1 pseudogene is annotated in these 417 nt (G+C 68.1%); it reads right to left on the minus strand.

The window, feature by feature from the left end:
* Positions 1-417: pseudogene (locus TN53_RS42595) on the minus strand (hypothetical protein); the annotation flags it as partial.

The raw sequence follows: 417 nt of genomic DNA on the forward strand, positions 1-417 counted from the left end.
TGGCTGCTTGGCCATGCTGCGGGCCAGTTCCTGGATGTCGGTGACCTCCTTGCCCGCGTCGGTGAACGGTGTCCCGTCGGCCGACCGGTACCCGGAGTCGTCGGGGTCGCCGACTCGGTCGTAGTTCCGCCAGGTGTAGAGCGGCCCGCCCGGCCGGTCGGGGATGGCCTTGTACTCGCCGCCGAACAGCGCCGGTTGCTCCTCGCTCCCGTTGGCGACGGGGAAGTTCTTGTCGACGACGGGCCCGCCGTCGAAGAAGCCCACGCTGCTCTGCAGGAACGCCAGCGGTACGGAGTGATCGTCCATCAGCGCGCCGAGGATCGCCTCGTTGGTGAGCCGGAAGTCCTTCACCGCGGGGGATCCGCTGAGGAAGGTGGCGGTGTCCTCGGAGAACAGGAAGCGGTTGGTGACCTCGAT

This window comes from Streptomyces sp. WM6386, assembly GCF_000972385.1.
GTDB lineage: Bacteria > Actinomycetota > Actinomycetes > Streptomycetales > Streptomycetaceae > Streptomyces.